At 73.4% G+C, this 16,138-nt stretch carries 13 protein-coding genes; 9 read left to right on the plus strand and 4 right to left on the minus strand.

The features are described 5' to 3' along the window. Nucleotides 1-9: 9 nt before the first annotated feature. Nucleotides 10-786, minus strand: a complete 777-nt coding sequence (locus ACF1A1_RS02245; RefSeq protein WP_391645308.1) for a PspA/IM30 family protein — start codon at nt 784-786, stop codon at nt 10-12. A gap of 289 nt (nt 787-1,075) precedes the next feature. Between ACF1A1_RS02245 and ACF1A1_RS02250 the strand changes: the two genes are divergently transcribed. The 3 genes from ACF1A1_RS02250 (at nt 1,076) to ACF1A1_RS02260 (ending at nt 3,701) form a co-directional block, all read left to right on the plus strand. Further along, nucleotides 1,076-1,702, plus strand: a complete 627-nt coding sequence (locus tag ACF1A1_RS02250) for a DUF3043 domain-containing protein (RefSeq protein ID WP_391644520.1) — start codon at nt 1,076-1,078, stop codon at nt 1,700-1,702. 83 nt (nt 1,703-1,785) lie between these two features. Beyond that, on the plus strand, nt 1,786-2,487 hold the full coding sequence (locus ACF1A1_RS02255) for a methyltransferase domain-containing protein (protein ID WP_391644522.1): 702 nt from the start codon (nt 1,786-1,788) through the stop codon (nt 2,485-2,487). A 185-nt stretch (nt 2,488-2,672) separates the two neighbouring features. Then, entirely contained in the window at nt 2,673-3,701 is a 1,029-nt protein-coding gene (locus tag ACF1A1_RS02260) for a S1C family serine protease (protein ID WP_391644524.1), read from the plus strand. Nucleotides 3,702-4,374: 673 nt separating this feature from the next. Here ACF1A1_RS02260 and ACF1A1_RS02265 read toward each other — a convergent pair. Then, the gene (locus ACF1A1_RS02265) at nt 4,375-4,587 is read right to left on the minus strand and encodes a hypothetical protein (protein WP_391644526.1); all 213 of its coding nucleotides are present in this window, start codon (nt 4,585-4,587) and stop codon (nt 4,375-4,377) included. 163 nt (nt 4,588-4,750) lie between these two features. On the opposite strand from ACF1A1_RS02265, the gene ACF1A1_RS02270 reads away from it, so the two are divergent. Next, entirely contained in the window at nt 4,751-5,959 is a 1,209-nt protein-coding gene (locus ACF1A1_RS02270) for a bifunctional adenosylcobinamide kinase/adenosylcobinamide-phosphate guanylyltransferase (protein WP_391644528.1), read from the plus strand. A gap of 15 nt (nt 5,960-5,974) precedes the next feature. Here the strand turns inward: ACF1A1_RS02270 and ACF1A1_RS02275 are convergent, their stop codons facing one another. Next, complete coding sequence (locus ACF1A1_RS02275; protein ID WP_391644530.1) at nt 5,975-6,931, minus strand: class I SAM-dependent methyltransferase; 957 nt, start codon at nt 6,929-6,931, stop codon at nt 5,975-5,977. A 179-nt stretch (nt 6,932-7,110) separates the two neighbouring features. On the opposite strand from ACF1A1_RS02275, the gene cobT reads away from it, so the two are divergent. Continuing rightward, on the plus strand, nt 7,111-8,355 hold the full coding sequence (gene cobT / locus ACF1A1_RS02280) for a nicotinate-nucleotide--dimethylbenzimidazole phosphoribosyltransferase (RefSeq protein ID WP_391644531.1): 1,245 nt from the start codon (nt 7,111-7,113) through the stop codon (nt 8,353-8,355). Between the two features lie 233 nt (nt 8,356-8,588). Here cobT and ACF1A1_RS02285 read toward each other — a convergent pair whose 3' ends face one another. Further along, nucleotides 8,589-9,344 (minus strand): hypothetical protein, encoded by a 756-nt coding sequence (locus ACF1A1_RS02285; protein WP_391644533.1) that lies wholly within the window; start codon nt 9,342-9,344, stop codon nt 8,589-8,591. A gap of 61 nt (nt 9,345-9,405) precedes the next feature. On the opposite strand from ACF1A1_RS02285, the gene ACF1A1_RS02290 reads away from it, so the two are divergent. The 4 genes from ACF1A1_RS02290 (at nt 9,406) to sucB (ending at nt 16,106) form a co-directional block, all read left to right on the plus strand. After that, nucleotides 9,406-10,221 (plus strand): adenosylcobinamide-GDP ribazoletransferase, encoded by an 816-nt coding sequence (locus ACF1A1_RS02290; RefSeq protein ID WP_391644535.1) that lies wholly within the window; start codon nt 9,406-9,408, stop codon nt 10,219-10,221. 783 nt (nt 10,222-11,004) lie between these two features. Continuing rightward, nucleotides 11,005-12,552, plus strand: a complete 1,548-nt coding sequence (locus ACF1A1_RS02295) for a leucyl aminopeptidase (RefSeq protein ID WP_391644537.1) — start codon at nt 11,005-11,007, stop codon at nt 12,550-12,552. 272 nt (nt 12,553-12,824) lie between these two features. Then, a complete protein-coding gene (lpdA, locus tag ACF1A1_RS02300) occupies nt 12,825-14,213 on the plus strand; it encodes a dihydrolipoyl dehydrogenase (RefSeq protein WP_391644539.1) in 1,389 nt (462 codons plus the stop codon). 60 nt (nt 14,214-14,273) lie between these two features. Further along, entirely contained in the window at nt 14,274-16,106 is a 1,833-nt protein-coding gene (sucB, locus tag ACF1A1_RS02305) for a 2-oxoglutarate dehydrogenase, E2 component, dihydrolipoamide succinyltransferase (RefSeq protein WP_391644541.1), read from the plus strand. Nucleotides 16,107-16,138: the final 32 nt, after the last annotated feature.

Genomic DNA, 16,138 nt, shown 5'->3' on the forward strand with positions numbered 1-16,138 from the left:
GGCGCCGGGCTACTGCTTGTCGAAGCGCGGGGTGTCCTGTGGCTGCTGCTGGGTCTGCGACTGGTCCGTGCCGCCTTCGATGGCCTGCTGCCCGGCGGAGGTGCCTCCGGCGAGCTCGGCCTTCATGCGCTGCAGCTCCAGCTCTACATCCGTACCACCGGAGAGCCGGTCCAGCTCGGCCTGGAGGTCGTCCTTGGCCATGCCGGTGGGGTCGTCGAGGGCACCGGAGGCGAGGAGCTCGTCGAGGGCGCCGGCGCGGGCCTGGAGCTGGGCGGTCTTGTCCTCGGCGCGCTGGATGGCCAGGCCGACGTCGCCCATCTCCTCGGAGATGCCCGAGAAGGCCTCGCCGATGCGGGTCTGGGCCTGGGCCGCGGTGTAGGTGGCCTTGATGGTCTCCTTCTTGGTGCGGAAGGCGTCGACCTTGGCCTGGAGGCGCTGGGCCGCCAGGGTGAGTTTCTCCTCCTCGCCCTGGAGCGTCGCGTGCTGCGTCTCGAGGTCGGTGACCTGCTGCTGGAGGGCGGCGCGGCGGGAGAGCGCCTCGCGGGCGAGGTCCTCGCGGCCGAGCGCGAGCGCCTTGCGGCCCTGGTCCTCCAGCTTGGAGGACTGCGACTGCAGCTGGTTCAGCTGGAGTTCCAGACGCTTGCGCGAGGTGGCCACGTCCGCGACGCCGCGGCGGACCTTCTGGAGGAGCTCCAGCTGCTTCTGGTACGAGTAATCGAGGGTTTCGCGCGGGTCCTCGGCCCGGTCAAGGGCCTTGTTCGCCTTCGCGCGGAAGATCATCCCCATACGCTTCATGACACCGCTCATGGGCTTCGCGCGCCCCCTTCTGACGTCCAGCTCCAGCTCTGCGACAGAACCCACAGTACGGGCCCTGCTTCCATTGACGCACTGTTCGGGGACGGATGCGCTCCTCCCCAAGGACGACTGACCAAGGCAATGCTCCGGCGTGAGGAGTAGGTGACCTTCGGGGTGAGCGGTAGGTCACCAGGTGTCCCCTCTTCCCCGGTCTGTCCCGGGTCTGTCTTCACTTCAGACGACTGGTGTTGCCGGATCGTTCCCCGGCGGGCTGGGGTCCATGCCCGGGGAGCGCTTACCCTTGGGTTTTGTGTTCCGTAGCCGTGCCAAGGAAGAGAAGGCCCCCGCCGACAAGGCCGTGGTGACCGACTCCAAGCAGCCCCGCGACCCGCAGGCCCCCAAGGGCCGGCCCACGCCCAAGCGCAGTGAGGCCCAGTCCCAGCGCCGCAGCGTCGCCAATACGTCGATGACGCGCAAGGACGCCGCCAAGCGTCAGCGCGAGGAGCGCCGCGCCCAGCTGGAGCGCCAGCGCCAGGCGCTGGCCGGCGGTGACGAGCGCTACCTGCCGGCCCGTGACAAGGGTCCGGTCCGCAAGTTCGCGCGCGACTTCGTCGACTCGCGGTTCAATGTGGCGGAGTTCTTCCTGCCCATGGCCGTGATCATCCTCGTGCTGAGCATGATCCGGGTGGCGTCGCTGCAGAGCGTCGCGCTGCTGCTGTGGCTCGTGGTCATCGTGCTCATCGTGCTGGACTCCCTCACCACCGGGTTCCGCCTGAAGAAGCGGCTGGCCGAGCGCTTCCCCGACCAGAACCGGCGGGGCGCGGTGGCCTACGCGCTCATGCGCTCCCTCCAGATGCGTCGGCTCCGGCTGCCCAAGCCGCAGGTCAAGCGCGGAGAGCGGCCCTGAGCACTGCTGCTTTCTCCGGGGGTGCGGCAAAGGCCTGGCTGGACAAGCTGGGCGGGCTGCGTGACGTCGTACGGCAGGAGCTGGTGGCCCGGCAGCTCGACGAGCAGATAGCCGGGCGGTATCCGGTCGGGCAGCGGCTGCGGGTGCTCGACGTGGGCATGGGCCAGGGCACGCAGGCGCTGCGGCTGGCCCGGCTCGGCCACCAGGTGACCGGCCTGGAGCAGGACGCGACGATGATCGCCGCGGCCCGCGAGGCCCTGTCCGGGGAGCCGGAGGGCATCCGGGAGCGGATGCGGATCCTCGAGGGCGACGGCCGGGACACCGGTGTGCACTTCCTGCCCGGCAGCTTCGACGTGGTGCTCTGCCACGGCGTGCTCATGTACGTGCGGGAGCCGGACCCCGTGCTGGCGGGCCTGGCGCGCGTGCTCGCCCCGGGCGGGCTGCTGTCGCTGCTCGTGCGGAACGCGGACGCGCTGGCCATGCGGCCCGGTCTGTCCGGCGACTGGGCGGGCACGCTGGCCGCCTTCGACACCGTCGCCTACCGCAACCGGCTGGGGCTCGACGTCCGCGCGGACCGGCTGGAGACCCTGACCGCGACGCTCGCCGGCATCGGGGCGCCCTTGCAGGCCTGGTACGGGGTGCGGGTGTTCACGGACACGGCTGCCGACGGGACGGAGATCCCGGACGACGTGGAGACGCTGCTGGCCGCGGAGGCGCGGGCGGGGCGGACGGATCCCTACCGGGGCGTGGCGGCGCTGCTGCATCTGTGCGGGGTGCGGGGCTGAGACGCGCGTGGTGCGGGCGGGGTCCGTACCGGTGCGTTCCTCCGCGCTCGTTCGGGTGAGCAGGACAAGCCGGACGTTCACCCCGCGGAGAGACTCGGGGCATGGACCCCTGCCGTACCCGTACTCGTACCCGTAGCCGTGCCCGTCCCCCCACCCGTGCCCGTCGGCCGGTCGTGTGGGTGTGGATGTGGGTGTGTTCCCTGGGCCTGATCGCCGGATGTACGGCCCCGGTCCCCTCGGGCGAGGGGACGGTGACCCGGCGGACCGCACAGCCCGCGGCCGTCGCCCAGGCGGACGATCTGGAGGACGCCTACCAGAGGGTGATCAGGGACGTCCTGCCGTCGGTCGTGCAGATCCAGACCGGCAGCGAGCTGGGCTCGGGGGTCGTGTACGACGACAAGGGGCACATCGTCACCAACGCGCACGTCGTCGGTGACGCGAGGATCTTCCGGGTGACGACCGCCAGCAGCCGGGAGGCGCTCGCCGCGACCCTCGTCTACTCGTACCCGGAGCAGGACCTCGCCGTCATCAGGCTGAACCGGGTGCCGAGCGGGCTGAAGCCGGCGGCCTTCGGTGACTCCACCAAGGTCGAGGTCGGGCAGATCGTGCTCGCGATGGGCTCACCGCTGGGGCTGTCGTCGAGCGTGACACAGGGCATCGTCTCGGCGACCGGACGGACCGTCAGCGAGCCCAGTACCGGCGGGGGTACGGGCGCGACGATCGCCAACATGGTGCAGACGTCCGCCGCCATCAACCCCGGCAACAGCGGGGGCGCGCTGGTCAACCTCGACGGGCAGGTCATCGGCATCCCGACGCTCGCCGCGGTCGACCCCGGGCTCGGGGACAGCCCGGCGCCGGGCATCGGGTTCGCGATCCCGGCCTCGATGGTGCGGACGATCGCCGACCAGATCGTCAGGGACGGCAGGGTCACCGACTCCGGCCGGGCGGCGCTCGGCATCACCGGGCGAACGTACGTCGACGCCGAGTTCCAGCCCGCCGGGGTCGCCGTCGTGGAGGTGCGGACCGGCGGCCCGGCCGACAAGGCCGGGATCGAGACCGGCGACGTCATCACCGGACTGGGGGACACCGACATCACCACCATCACGTCACTGGCGGAGGCCCTGGCCGAGGCCCGCCCCGGACAACGCACGACGGTGACCCTGATGCGCGACGGCGGACGGAAGACGGTTGAGGTGACGCTGGGCGAGCAGTAGGCGGGGAGCGAGCAGTGGGCGTGGGGCGGGTAGTAAGGCGGGGGCGAGCGGGGTGAAGTGGGGCCGGGCGGAGTGAGGCTGGGGCTGGGTGCGGCCGGGGCCGAGTGAGCCAGGGGCCGGCTGAGGCCGGAGCTGGGTGGGGCCGGGGCTGGCTGAGGCCGGACGGAGTGCGGTCGGAGGCGGAGCAGGCCTGGCCCCGGGCCGAGTCCGGCCAGTGGGCCCGTGGGCCGAGTCCGGCCCGTGGGCCCGTGGGCCGACGCAGCGACCCGGGCCGGTGACTCCATCGCCCCGAGTGAGTCCGGAGGCGCGAGTCGGCCCAGCGACCGAGTGGACCCGGAGCCCGGATCGGACCCGGAGCCCGGGTGGAACCCAGAGCCCGGATCGGACCCGCAGCCCGAGCAGGCCCCGGGCGGGGCGAAGCCGGAGGCGAGTCGGACCGGGCGGAGTGCGGCCGAAAACTGAGTCGGGACAGACGGAGCGCGACCGGAAACCGAGTCGGAGCGGGCGGAGTTCGGTCGTCGGCCCGAGTCGGGGCGCCGCCCCAGGGGCCGCATCGGGCCGGGGCCGAGTGCGCCCGGTCCGGCGCGAGTCCCGGGACCGGGTCAACCCGGGAAGAGGGCCCGCGGCCGAGTGGCCCGGGGGTCGGGGTGGGTCGCCCCGGGCCGTTGTCGGGTCAGGACTCTTCGGCGTGCAGGTTCATCGGGCCGTAGATCTCGGTGGAGTCCTCGAACAGCCGCACCTGGTCCGCGCCGCCTTCGAGCAGGGCCTTCCAGTGCTCCCCGATCCAGGACTCGGCGTCCCCCTGTGTGGTGAACTCCTCGGGCTGCACCGCGGGCTCGACCTCCGTCCCGTCGGCCTTCTCGAAACGCCACGTCCATGCCGCCATGTACGCCTCCAACGTGTCGGCACCTGCAGAGCAGAAGACGGATCTTGGTCCGGCTCCTGTTCAGAGCCTATGCGGTCCGCCGGGCGCGGCGTCGGGAGACGGCGTCGTTGGTGATCGGGGGTATGGGCGCGCGGGCCGGAGGGCGACCGGTGAAAATCGGGGGGTGGAAGTGACTCTGCTTGGTACCGGCGCCCCTGTTGGACTCCCCCGCCCCGGCTGCCCCTGTGCCGGCTGTGCGACCTCGCTCGGCGTGGACGCGCGGGCGGCGACCGCGTTGCTCGTGGACGGGGCGCTGCTGCTCGATCTGACGCCGGGTGCGGCGCTCGCGGCGGCGCGGACGGGACATTCGCTGAGCGGGGTACGGCAGGTGCTGCTGTCGCATCCGCACGACGGGCCCCCCGTGGAGGTGCCGGCCGGGGTGCCGCAGCCCGGGCGGGTGCCCGACGGGCGGGAGTTGTCCCTGCTGACGGGGCATCGGGTGCGGGCGCTGGCGATGGACGCGCCGGGCACCGGCTACGCGGTGACCGGCCCGGACGGGCAGCGCCTGCTGTACCTCCCGCCGGGGGGCGCGCCGGCGGGGCTGGAGGACGGGGCGCAGTCGGCCGAGCGGTACGACATGGTCCTCGCGGACGTCGTGGGGCGGCCGGACGCGCTGGCGAGGCTGCGGGCGGTGGGGGCGGTGGGGCCGACGACGGATGTCATCGCCGTTCACCTGGACCACGACGTCCCGCCGGGCGCGGAGTTGCGGCGCCGGCTCGCGGCGGCGGGGGCGCGGGCGGTGCCGGACGGGTCGACGCTGGTGGTGGGGGTGTACGAGGAGGTGCCGGACGTGCCACGGCGAACGCTGGTACTGGGCGGGGCGAGGTCGGGCAAGTCGGTGGAGGCGGAGCGGCGGCTGGAGTCCTTCCCCGATGTGCTCTACGTCGCGACGGGCGGTTCCCGGGGCGGGGACACCGAGTGGGCGGCACGGGTGTCCGCGCACCGGGAGCGGCGGCCGGGTTCCTGGCGGACGACGGAGACGTGCGATCTGGTGCCGTTGCTGGCGGTCGGCGGTGCCCCGCTGCTGATCGACTGCCTCTCCCTGTGGCTGACGGACGCGATGGACTCCGTCGGGGCGTGGGACGACGCGGTGTGGGCGGACGGGGGCGAGCGGGCGCTGCGCTCCCGGGTGACGGAGCTGGCGTCCGCCGTGCGCGCGGCCCGGCGGACGGTCGTGCTGGTCTCCAACGAGGTCGGCTCGGGAATCGTCCCGGCCACGGCCTCGGGCCGACGGTACCGGGACGAGTTGGGGCGGCTGAACGCGGCGATCGCGGCCGAGTGCGAGCAGGTGGTGCTGGTGGTGGCGGGCCAGGCGGTGGTGCTGCGGGGGTGAGGGCGGCCTGACGGGTCAGTTCCTGCGCGCGATGATCCGGTAGGTGTTCGAGAAGCGGGTGTGGCGGAGGACGGGGGCCAGGGTGTGGTCCAGGGTCCGCGCTGCCGCGAGCAGGGGGGTGGTGGCCCGTCGGAGGGTTCCGCGGGTCGGCGGGACGGCCTGGTTCAGGCGGAGGGAGAGGGCCGCTGACAGGTCGAGGGGGACGTGCGGGCTGCGGCGGTCCGTGGTGAGGACGGTGCAGCCCCGGGTCTCCAGTTCCGTACGGAGGTTGGGCAGGGGGATCAGGTGGAGGTGGCGGGGCTGGCCGTGCGGGAGCCACCACTTGCCGAGGAGGGCGGCGAACGCGCTGCCCGGGTCGGCGACGTCGAGGAGGAGGTGACCGCCGGGCCGGAGGGTGGTGAGGGCGGCGCGGATTTCCTCGCGGGGGTCGGGGGTGTGCTCCAGGTGGTGCAGCATGCTGACGACGTCGTAGCGGGCGCGCAGCCGGGAGGCGATGCCGGGGGTGGTGAGGTGGCCGATGTGGGCCTCCTCGACGCGGCCCGCCAGCCGTGCGCGTTCCACCCTCGGGGTGGGGTCCAGGCCGTCGAACGCCGTGTACGTGAACACCTCCTTCGCCGCCTCGGGGAAGAGCGCGTGGCCCGTCCCCACGTCCAGCCAGCTCTCCGGCTCGGGGAACGGCAGCATCGCCCGGGCGGTGGCCCGCAGGCGGCGACGGCCGGTGCGGATGGCGAGGACCCGGTCGGTGAGGCCCGTCGCGTGGTCGACGTCCGGGTCCCGCTGATAGAGGGCGAGCCCCTCCGCGGTCAGGCGCGGGTTCTGGAAGGTGTGGGCGCAGTCCCGGCACTCGTCGACGACGAACGTGCCCGGTCTGTCGTGCAGGAGGTCCGGGGCGCGCAGTCGGGTGCGCAGGCGTTTCGAGCCGCACCAGGGGCAGTCGTCGCGGCGCGGCTCGTGGATGGGCCTGGGGGGCATGAGCGGCTCCGGTGGAAGAGCGTGCGGGGCGTGCGGGGTGCGTTGCATGCGGCAATTCGCAGTAAACCGGAACGTATGGGATCACGATCTTGGGTGCAAAGACGTCGTGGGGGTGTGGTGGCGATGTGGCGCGGAACCGTTCGATCGGTGCCGGTATCGGTGCCGGTACTGTTCGGCGAATGAGCTCGCTTAATCTCGACGACTTCACCGATCTGATCGAGCGCCCCGACGGTGGGGTGCGCCGCGACGCGGAGGCGCGCCGGGAACGTCAGATCGTGCCGCCCGGATCGCTGGGGCGCCTCGACGACCTGGGTGAGTGGCTGGCGGCGGCGCAGGGTGCGGTGCCCGTCCGGCCGATCGGGCAGCCGCGAGTGGTGCTGTTCGCCGGCGACCACGGGATCGCCGAGCTGGGTGTCTCGGTCCGGGCCGCGGGCAGCGCCGCGGAGCTGGTGCGGGAGGTGCTGGAGGGCGGCCGTCCGGTGGCGGTGCTGGCCCGTCAGCTCGGGGTGCCGGTGCGGGTCGTGGACATGGCGCTGGACTGCGAGCCCGACGCCTTCCCCGAGGACGTCGTACGGCATCGGGTACGGCGGGGCAGCGGCCGTATCGACATCGAGGACGCGCTGACCCTCGAGGAGGCCGAAGCCGCCTTCCTGGCCGGGGTCGCCGTCGCCGACGAGGAGGCCGACTCCGGTACGGATCTGGTCGTGCTCGGCGATGTGAGCGTGGGCGGGACGACGGTGGCGGGCGTGCTGGTCGCCGCGTTGTGCGGGACCGACGCGTCCGTGGTGACCGGGCGGGGCGGGGAGGCGATCGACGACCTCACGTGGATGCGCAAGTGCGCCGCGATCCGTGACGCGCTGCGGCGGGCCCGGCCGGTGCTCGGCGACCAGTTGCAGCTGCTGGCGACCGTGGGCGGCGCCGACCTCGCCGCGATGACGGGCTTTCTGCTGCAGTGCGCCGTACGGAAGCTGCCGGTCGTGCTGGACGGGGTCGTGGTGGCGGCGTGCGCGCTCGTCGGGCAGCGGATCGCCTTCCGGGCGCCGGACTGGTGGCTGGCCGGGCAGCGGAGCGGCGAGCCGGGGCAGGCCAAGGCGCTCGACCGGATGGCGCTGGAACCGCTGCTGGACCAGGGGGTGACCGTGGGCGAGGGCGCGGGGGCCCTGCTGGCGCTGCCGCTGGTGCGGGCCGCGGCGGCACTCGCCGCCGAGCTGCCGGAGAAGCCCGAGGAGTCCGAGGAACCGGAGACGGAGAAGCACGAGGAGTCCGAGGAGTCCGAGGAGTCCGAGGAGGAGTCCTCCCGGGCGTCCGGCGAGCCGGAGGCGTCGGTGGAGCCGGAGGCGTTCGCGATGTCCGAGGAGCCCGCGCAGCCCCAACACGCCAACCCCGGGGAGCCCGCGAAGGCCGGGGAGTCCGACGGGAAGTAGGGGCGGGCCGGGCGGTCGGCGGGGCGGCGCTGCTCGGGCGACGGTCACGTGCGGCGCCAGTGCGGCGCCCCCGGGCGCGCGGGGCCGTGTCGGTCCGCGCTCCGTCGTTCCGCGGCTCCGCCGCGTGGGCGCGACCGGTCACGACGTACCGGCACGCGGCGTCCGTCCGCAGCCTGATCTCACGGGGCGCCCGGCCCCACCGGCCCCACCGCCCCGCCCGGCCCCGCGCACCGTCACCCCCGCCGGGCCGAGGGCACGTCGGGCTTGCCCCCCAGCCAGTCCTCCACCGCCCTCCGCGGCCGAGCCCAGCGCCGGTCGTGGCGGTAGGCGCGCAGCGCAGCCCTGGCGCGAGCCCGTGGTCTTCGGCGGTAGAAACGGCGCGCCCACCAGGAGCCGGGGCGGGCCAGGCGGACCACGCCGATCAGGCCGATGAACGGGACGATCACACTGAAGATCGCCATCCGGGCCTTGCCCTTGCTGAGCACCGCCAGGGCGAACAGGAAGTTGACCGCCACGGTCGAGATCACGGTCCCCCGGTCCTGGCTCTCGTCCTCGCTCATGTCGTTGACGCCGAACGGCAGGAAGCCGACCAGGACCAGCCCGACCAGGGCCGCCGTCAGGACGACGACCTCCACGCTCTTGCGGCCCGCCTCCGTCCAGTACACGTCGTCGAGGTGCAGGACCAGCGCGAACTCGTCGAGGACGAGCCCGGCGCCGACTCCGAAGACGATCGCGAAGGCGGCCGAGCCGAAGCCGTGCCGGGCGCTCGCCACCGCGCCGAAGCCCCCGAAGACGGTCAGGACGACACCGGGCACCACGTGGTGGACGTGCACCCCGCCCGCGCTCACATTGCCGAACGGGCCTTTGCCCGCCCGGATCAGACGGGTGACGGCGCGGGTGACCACGAAGGTCAGGACGAAGGCGGTGAGGGCGAGGAGCAACGGCAGTTTGCCCGGCTCGACGATGTTCCGCTGCCACCAATCTCCCATAAGCGCATTTTCGCCCCCGCCTCCCGGGGTCGCCCGTCCGACCGCCCGGTAACCTGCGCCGGTGTCCACCACCCCGCCCTCTCCCGCGCCCCCACCGCCGCCGGCCGCTCTCGACGGCCTGCGTTTCGCCTTCGGCACCCTCACCGTGCTCCCGGTCCGGGTGACCCGCTGGGACCGGGAGGCCGCGCGCGCGGGCATGCTCGGCGCCCCGGCGGTCGGGCTGGTCGTCGGCGGCTGTGCGGCCGGGCTCGGGCTGCTGGCGCTGCTCCTGGGCGCGGGGCCCCTGCTCGCGGCCGTCGCCTCCGCCGCCGTACCCGCCGTCCTCACCCGTGGGCTGCATCTCGACGGGCTGGCCGACACCGCGGACGGGCTGGGCAGCGGCAGGCCCGCCGAGGACGCGCTGCGGATCATGAAGCAGTCGGACATCGGGCCGTTCGGCGTGCTCACGCTGGTCCTCGTCCTGCTCGCCCAGGTGGCCGCGCTGGCCCAGTTGTACGGCGCCTCCTGGGCGCGGGGCGCCGGCGCGGCCGTCGTCGCGGCGGTCGCGGCCCGGCTGGCGCTCACCCTGGCCGCCCGCACCGGAGTGCCGGCCGCCCGCCCGGAGGGGCTGGGGGCTGCGGTCGCCGGGGTGGTGCCGGTGCGGGGGGCGCTGGCCGTGGTGGCCGCCGGCACGGTCGCCGCGGCGGCCTCGGGCGCGCTCCTCGGCCCGTACGACGCCGTCCGCGCGGCCCTCGCCGTCCTCCTCGCCCTGGCCGCCGCCGAACTCCTCCTGCGCCACTGCACACGCCGCTTCGGCGGGGTCACCGGCGACGTCTTCGGCGGGCTGGCGGAGACGGCGGCGACGACGGCGCTCGTGGCGCTCTGCCTGGGCGGTTAGGCCGCGCCTTCGGGATCGGCCCCACTCGGGGCCGCGGCGCCTGGCCGCCGCCGGTGGGCGGGGCCGGTGCGCCGGCCGCAAGGCGCAGAAGGGCGTCGACGCGAGGGTGCCCATTCGGCGCGAGCGCAGGCAGGCGTGGGCGAGCCCAGGCAGGCGTGGGCGAGGCGGCCACCGACAAGGACGCAGAGGCACATGGGCAAGCGCAGCCGAGCCAGGGCGAGACGGCAACCGACAACGCCGCAGAGGCACATGGGCAAGCGCAGCCGAGCCAGGGCGAGACGGCAACCGACAACGCCGCAGAGGCACGTGGGCAAGCGCAGCCGAGCCAGGGCGAGACGGCGACCGGCGGCGACGCCGTAGAAGGGGCGTGGCAGCCAGGGCACGATCGTCGGGTGCGACGGGACGGCAGGATCCCCCGGCTGAGTCTCGCCGCCGGGGGAGGTGACCGCGCTGCCCCTGCGGGATGATCCGCCGGGCGGCAACACCCGGTCCTCCTCCGACCCCTTCGCGTTTCCCGCGACCCGACGGGTGTGACCCGGTCCGTGGAGTGCGAGGATCGGGCAGTGGCCACGACGCCGACCGACGGGTGAGGACGCGCGCGCATGAGCGACCGCACCCGCACGCGTAGGCTCGTCGCGGGGTTCGCCGTGCCGGTTCGCCGCGCCGGTGGGGCCGACCCCGTGCGACCGCACCCCCCAGCCCGGATCTAGGGTCGGCTGTCGGGCCCGGTCGACCCACACATCGGCCATCGCAACTTCACATCGGAAGCGAGATTTCACCACCGTGACTGCTCTCACTCTCAGCACCGCCGCGGCGCCCGGCCTGCGGGCCGACGCGATCGTGATCGGTGTCGCCAAGGGCTCTTCATCCCGGTCTGGGGACCTGGTCGTCGCCCCCGGCGCAGAGGCCGTGGACAAGGCCTACGACGGCCGGCTCGCCGGCGTCCTGGAGACCCTCGGTGCCACCGGCGCCGAGGGCGAGGTGACGAAGCTGCCCGCCCCGGCCGGCTTCAAGGCACCGCTCGTGCTGGCGGTGGGGCTGGGCGGGGAGCCCGAGAAGGACGCCTCGTACGACGCCGAAGCGCTGCGCAAGGCGGCCGGCGTGGCCGCCCGCACCCTCGCCGGGGCCAAGAAGGCCGCCTTCGCCCTGCCCCTGGCGGACCCCGCCGACGTCGGCGCGGTCGCCGAGGGCGTGGTGCTCGGCGCGTACTCCTTCGACACCTACAAGGAGAGCGCCAGGGACCCGAAGGCGAAGAACGGGAAGAACGGCAAGGCGCCGCTCGCCGAGGCCGTCCTGCTCGGCGGCAAGCCGCGCGACGCCGCCCACAAGGCCGCGCTGGCCCGCGCCACCGCCGTCTCCGAGGAACTCAACCGCGCCCGCGACCTGATCAACATGCCGCCGAACGACCTCGACCCCCAGGCCTTCGCCGCCATCGCCCAGGCCGCGGCCAAGGAACACGGCATCAAGGTGCAGGTCCTCGACGAGAAGGCGCTCGCCAAGGGCGGCTACGGCGGCATCCTGGGCGTCGGCTCCGGCTCCGCGTCGGCCCCGCGCCTGGTGAAGCTGTCGTACACCTCCTCCAAGGCGAAGAAGCACCTCGCCTTCGTCGGCAAGGGCATCACCTACGACTCGGGCGGCATCTCGCTGAAGCCGGCCGGGCACAACGAGACGATGAAGTGCGACATGAGCGGTGCGGCGGCGGTCTTCGCGGCCGTGGTCGCCGCCGCGCGGCTGGGTCTCGAGGTCAACGTCACCGGCTGGCTGGCGCTCGCCGAGAACATGCCGTCCGGCTCCGCCACCCGGCCCGGTGACGTGCTGCGCATGTACAGCGGCAAGACGGTCGAGGTGCTCAACACCGACGCCGAGGGCCGGCTGGTGCTGGCCGACGCGCTGTGGGCCGCCTCCCAGGAGAAGCCGGACGCCGTCGTGGACGTCGCCACGCTGACCGGCGCGATGATGCTGGCGCTGGGCAACCGGACGTTCGGGATCATGGCGAACGACGACGCGTTCCGCTCCACGGTGTTCGAGGCCGCGGAGGAGGTCGGCGAGCCGGCCTGGCCCATGCCGCTGCCCGAGCACCTGCGCAAGGGGATGGACTCCCCCGTCGCCGACATCGCGAACATGGGTGAGCGGATGGGAGGCGGGCTCGTCGCCGGCCTCTTCCTGCGGGAGTTCGTGGGTGAGGGGATCACCTGGGCACACCTGGACATCGCCGGGCCGGCGTTCAACGAGGGCGGGCCGTTCGGATACACGCCGAAGGGCGGCACCGGTACCGCCGTGCGCACGCTGGTGCGGCTGGCCGAGCTGACGGCCGCAGGCGATCTGGGCTGACGATCGCCTGACACATCGGTCGATTCCGCCGCACGACGACCGCGGGGGCGTGGGGGCTGGTCGCGCAGTTCCCCGCGCCCCTTCGGGCGCGCTCGACCGAACGTGGGGCGTCTCACACCCCGGCCCCGCGTCTCGTCCCCCTCCCACAAGTGCAAAGATGGGGCTCGGCAGGACAGGGCCCCCACCACAGGGCCGACATGAAGAGCGGCCGGACACCAGCCGCCGACCGGTCACCGACGACCGGCGTGGCGCACATGCATGGAGGACGTGACGTGGCGAACGACGCCAGCACCGTTTTCGACCTAGTGATCCTCGGCGGTGGTAGCGGTGGTTACGCCGCGGCCCTGCGCGGAGCGCAGCTGGGCCTGGACGTCGCCCTGATCGAGAAGGACAAGGTCGGCGGTACCTGCCTGCACCGGGGTTGCATTCCCACCAAGGCCCTGCTGCACGCGGGCGAGATCGCCGACCAGGCCCGCGAGAGCGAGCAGTTCGGTGTGAAGGCCACCTTCGAGGGCATCGACGTACCCGCTGTCCACAAGTACAAGGACGAGGTCGTCTCGGGCCTGTACAAGGGTCTGCAGGGGCTCGTCGCCTCTCGCAAGGTCACCTACATCGAGGGTGAGGGGCGTCTCTCCTCCCCGACCTCCGTCGACGTGAACGGCCGGCGGATCCAGGGCCGTCACGTGCTGCTCGCGACCGGCTCCGTGCCGAAGTCGCTGCCGGGCCTGGAGATCGACGGCAACCGCGTCATCTCCTCCGACCACGCCCTCGTCCTGGACCGCGTGCCGAAGTCCGCCATCATCCTGGGCGGCGGTGTCATCGGCGTCGAGTTCGCCTCCGCGTGGAAGTCCTTCGGCTCGGACGTCACGATCATCGAGGGCATGAAGCACCTCGTCCCGGTCGAGGACGAGAACTCCTCGAAGCTGCTGGAGCGCGCGTTCCGCAAGCGCGGCATCAAGTTCAACCTCGGCACCTTCTTCTCGAAGGCCGAGTACACCCAGGACGGCGTCAAGGTCACCCTCGCCGACGGCAAGGAGTTCGAGGCCGAGGTCCTGCTGGTCGCCGTGGGCCGCGGCCCGGTGTCGCAGGGTCTGGGCTACGAGGAGCAGGGCGTCGCGATGGACCGCGGCTACGTCCTGGTCGACGAGTACATGCGCACCAACGTGCCGACCATCTCGGCCGTCGGTGACCTCGTCCCCACCCTCCAGCTCGCGCACGTCGGTTTCGCCGAGGGCATCCTGGTGGCGGAGCGTCTGGCCGGTCTGAAGACCGTGCCGATCGACTACGACGGCGTCCCTCGGGTGACGTACTGCCACCCGGAGGTCGCCTCCGTGGGTATCACCGAGGCCAAGGCCAAGGAGATCTACGGTGCGGACAAGGTCGTCGCTCTGAAGTACAACCTGGCGGGCAACGGCAAGAGCAAGATCCTCAAGACCGCGGGCGAGATCAAGCTCGTCCAGGTCAAGGACGGTGCCGTGGTCGGCGTCCACATGGTCGGCGACCGCATGGGCGAGCAGGTCGGCGAGGCCCAGCTGATCTACAACTGGGAGGCGCTGCCGGCCGAGGTCGCACAGCTCGTCCACGCCCACCCGACGCAGAACGAGGCGCTCGGCGAGGCTCACCTGGCCCTGGCGGGCAAGCCGCTGCACTCGCACGACTGATCCCTCGGTCGACGAAGCGACGACACAGACTTCCGCAATTCGTAAGGAGCAACCGAAACCATGGCGGTTTCCGTAACCCTTCCGGCGCTCGGCGAGAGCGTCACCGAGGGCACTGTCACCCGCTGGCTGAAGGCCGAGGGCGAGCGCGTCGAGGCCGACGAGCCGCTGCTCGAGGTGTCGACCGACAAGGTCGACACCGAGATCCCCTCCCCCGCCGCCGGCATTCTGGCCTCCATCAAGGTCGCCGAGGACGAGACGGTCGAGGTCGGCGCCGAGCTGGCCGTCATCGACGACGGCACGGGTGCTCCCGCTGCCGCTCCGGCCCCGGCCGCCGAGCAGGTCGCCCCGCCGGCTCCCGAGCCGGCCCCGGCCGCCCAGCCCTCCGCCGAGCAGGCGGCCCCCGCCCCGGCTCCCACCGCCGAGGCCGCCGCCGGCGGCGGCTCCGCCGAGGGCACGGACGTGGTCCTGCCCGCGCTCGGCGAGTCCGTCACCGAGGGCACCGTCACCCGCTGGCTGAAGTCGGTCGGCGACACCGTCGAGGCCGACGAGCCGCTGCTCGAGGTCTCGACCGACAAGGTCGACACCGAGATCCCGGCGCCCACCTCCGGTGTGCTGCTGGAGATCACGGTCGGCGAGGACGAGACCGCCGAGGTCGGCGCCAAGCTCGCCGTCATCGGCGCCCCGGGCGCGGCTCCGGCCGCTGCCCCGGCCCCCGCCGCCCCGGCTCCGGCGCCCGCCGCCGAGGCTCCTGCCCCGGCCGCCCCGGCGCCCGCTCCGGCCGCGCCCGCCGCCCCGGCTCCGGTCACCCCGGCTCCGGCCGCCCCGGCCGCCGCCGCTCCGGCCCCGGTCCAGCCCGCGGCCCCGGCTCCCGCGCCGGCCGCCCCGGCTCCGGTCACCCCGGCTCCGGCCGCTCCGGCTCCCGCCGCCGTTCAGGACACCGACGAGGGCGCCTACGTCACCCCGCTGGTGCGCAAGCTCGCCGCCGAGAACGGCGTCGACCTGGGCTCCGTCAAGGGCACCGGCGTCGGCGGCCGGATCCGCAAGCAGGACGTCATCGCCGCCGCCGAGGCCGCGAAGGCCGCCGCCGCTGCCCCGGCTCCGGCCGCGGCCGCGGCCGCGACTGCCGGAGGCCATGCCGCCGCGAAGAAGGCCCCGGCGCTTGAGGTCTCCCCGCTGCGCGGCCAGACCGTGAAGATGCCGCGGATCCGCAAGGTCATCGGCGACAACATGGTCAAGGCGCTGCACGAGCAGGCCCAGCTGTCGTCGGTCGTCGAGGTCGACGTCACGCGTCTGATGAAGCTGCGCGCCAAGGCGAAGGACTCCTTCGCCGCCCGCGAGGGCGTCAAGCTGTCCCCGATGCCGTTCTTCGTCAAGGCGGCGGCCCAGGCGCTGAAGGCCCACCCGGTCATCAACGCCAAGATCAACGAGGCCGAGGGCACGATCACCTACTTCGACGCCGAGAACATCGGTATCGCGGTGGACTCCGAGAAGGGCCTGATGACCCCGGTCATCAAGGGTGCGGGCGACCTCAACATCGCCGGTATCGCCAAGGCCACGGCCGACCTGGCGGGCAAGGTCCGCGCCAACAAGATCACCCCGGACGAGCTGTCCGGCGCGACCTTCACCATCTCCAACACCGGTTCGCGCGGTGCGCTCTTCGACACGATCATCGTGCCGCCGGGCCAGGTCGCGATCCTCGGCATCGGTGCCACGGTCAAGCGCCCGGCCGTCATCGAGACGGAGGAGGGCACGGTCATCGGCGTCCGCGACATGACGTACCTGACCCTGTCCTACGACCACCGTCTGGTGGACGGCGCCGACGCCGCGCGTTACCTGACCGCGGTGAAGGCGATCCTGGAGGCGGGCGAGTTCGAGGTCGAGCTCGGGCTGTAGGCCTTCGGTACGTACCGGTCGGTGCCCCCGTT

The organism is Streptomyces sp. NPDC014995, assembly GCF_043080745.1.
GTDB lineage: Bacteria > Actinomycetota > Actinomycetes > Streptomycetales > Streptomycetaceae > Streptomyces.

Bases quoted from the DNA above. Each gene is read 5' to 3' on its own strand.
- ACF1A1_RS02245 (WP_391645308.1), bottom strand. From the start codon at position 786: ATGGGGATGATCTTCCGCGCGAAGGCGAACAAGGCCCTTGACCGGGCC.
- ACF1A1_RS02285 (WP_391644533.1), bottom strand. From the start codon at position 9,344: ATGGGAGATTGGTGGCAGCGGAACATCGTCGAGCCGGGCAAACTGCCG.
- ACF1A1_RS02260 (WP_391644524.1), top strand. From the start codon at position 2,673: ATGTGGGTGTGTTCCCTGGGCCTGATCGCCGGATGTACGGCCCCGGTC.
- ACF1A1_RS02265 (WP_391644526.1), bottom strand. From the start codon at position 4,587: ATGGCGGCATGGACGTGGCGTTTCGAGAAGGCCGACGGGACGGAGGTC.
- sucB (WP_391644541.1), top strand. From the start codon at position 14,274: ATGGCGGTTTCCGTAACCCTTCCGGCGCTCGGCGAGAGCGTCACCGAG.
- cobT (WP_391644531.1), top strand. From the start codon at position 7,111: ATGAGCTCGCTTAATCTCGACGACTTCACCGATCTGATCGAGCGCCCC.
- ACF1A1_RS02275 (WP_391644530.1), bottom strand. From the start codon at position 6,931: ATGCCCCCCAGGCCCATCCACGAGCCGCGCCGCGACGACTGCCCCTGG.
- ACF1A1_RS02250 (WP_391644520.1), top strand. From the start codon at position 1,076: ATGCCCGGGGAGCGCTTACCCTTGGGTTTTGTGTTCCGTAGCCGTGCC.